The 1,846-nt window shown below is 59.9% G+C and carries 1 protein-coding gene; it reads left to right on the forward strand.

Annotation, left to right across the window (positions count from 1 at the left end):
• Window positions 1-435 precede the first annotated feature (435 nt).
• A partial coding sequence (locus tag B2994_RS05120) for an MFS transporter (RefSeq protein WP_291527297.1) occupies window positions 436-1,846 on the forward strand: 1,411 nt, incomplete at its 3' end.

A 1,846-nucleotide genomic window follows, 5' to 3' on the forward strand; every position in this document is an offset into this window, starting at 1 on the left:
ATCTAAAATAGATTCTTTCACATCTGTGGATATAGTGCGGTTCCTGTCGGTCTCAAACGCAGTGGTATAACGTTGGAAAAGCTGTTCGGTAGGGCTGCGCACGCTTCGTTTCAGCGGAAAAATGTGAAAGAATCTAAAATAGATTCTTTCACAGTCGCCGCCTTGGGGTTCGCCAGCACCCTCGGCGTCAGAATGGATAGTTTTTGGGTTGCAACTGTGAAAAAATGATCATGACAGTTGCATGCCGGGTGACGTGGCCGGCTCTTTCGGTGAATTTCTTGTCTGCTGTCTCCCATCGCCGTCGAAACGGCGTTCTGATGACGGCGTTCCGGTGGACGGCGTTCCAGTGGAACGGCGTCGAGCAATGCCGTCGAATAATGCTAAGTTCGTAGGGAAGAATTCCAACGGTGGATGGTTCGGCGAGGGATGTGAATAATGAAGAATCAACGTGCGGTCTTGCCAACGCGTTTGATATGGGCATTCGCGGTCGGCCAGTTCGGCTGGGCGCTACTCAGCGGCATCATTTCCAACTGGCTGGTGTATTTCTACCAGCCCGATCAGGAGACCGTCGCACAGGGCCAAACCGTGTTCGTGCCGCAGGGTCTGGCCATCGCCGGCGTGGTGACGGTGGTCGGTGGCATCACGGCGTTCGCGCGATTCTTCGACGCGTTTGTGGATCCGGCCGTGGCGAGCCTCTCGGACCGCAGCACGTCGCCAAAGGGGCGTCGTATGCCGTTTCTCAGATATGCGGCGCTGCCGTTGGCGCTGATAACCGTGCTGGTGTTTTGGAGTCCGGTCAACGGCGTGAGCTGGCTGAACGCGGCGTTCCTGTTCGCAACGGTGATCGGCTACTACATCGCGCTCACGTTCTACTGCACGCCGTACAATGCGCTGATCGCCGAGTTGGGGCATGATTCCCGGCAGCAGCTGAACATCTCCACGGCGATTTCCCTCACGTGGGTGGCCGGCACGGCGATCGCTTACGTGGCGCCGGTGATATGGGGCGGATTCGTGCCGGCGCTCGGCCGCGTCAACGCCATCCGCGTGACGTTCACCATCATGGCCGCGGTGGCGTTGGCGTGCATGCTGGTGCCTCCGCTAACCATCGACGAGCGCGAGTACGTGAGGTCGCAGCCCACGTCCGAATCGACGATCGAATCGCTGAAGCAGACCTTCCACAACGGTGAATTCCGCAAGTTCGTCTGCTCCGACGTGATCTACTGGGTGGCGATCACCACCTTCCAGACCGGTCTGCCGTTCTTTGTGACCAGTCTGCTCAAGCTTCCCGAAACCACCACCACGATCTACTTTGTGCTGATGACCGGCGTCTCGGTGCTGTTCTACCTGCCGGTGAATGTGCTGGCGAACAGGGTGGGTAAGAAGCGTCTGCTGCTGGTGGCGTTCGCGATCTTCACCTGCTCGTTCGCCTTCGCCGGCCTATTGGGCCCGTCCGGCGTGCTGGGCGTGATTCCGCCGATGATTCAGGGCGTGGTCCTGGCCGTGGCGGCCGCCGTGCCGATGGCGGCGTTCGGCATCCTGCCGCAGGCGATTGTGGCGAATATCGCCGACGCGAGTTCCGCGACCACCGGCCAGGATCGTCAGGGCATGTTCTACGCGGCCCGTACCTTCGCGATGAAGATGGGCCAGTCCGTCGCGATGCTGTTGTTCACGGGTGTGAGCACGATCGGCTTGGGCGACGGTTCCGGTGTCGGGTATCGTATCGCTGCGTTCTCGGCGGCTGCGCTGTGTGGCGTCGGCGGCTTGATCTTCGCTTTGTACAACGAACGCAAGGTGATGGGCATGCTGCCCGCGCGGGATGATTCGCGTCATGTGTCGCGGAATGAGC

The sequence above is a fragment of the Bifidobacterium sp. UBA744 genome, assembly GCA_002298605.1.
In the GTDB taxonomy this organism is placed as follows: Bacteria; Actinomycetota; Actinomycetes; order Actinomycetales; family Bifidobacteriaceae; genus Bifidobacterium.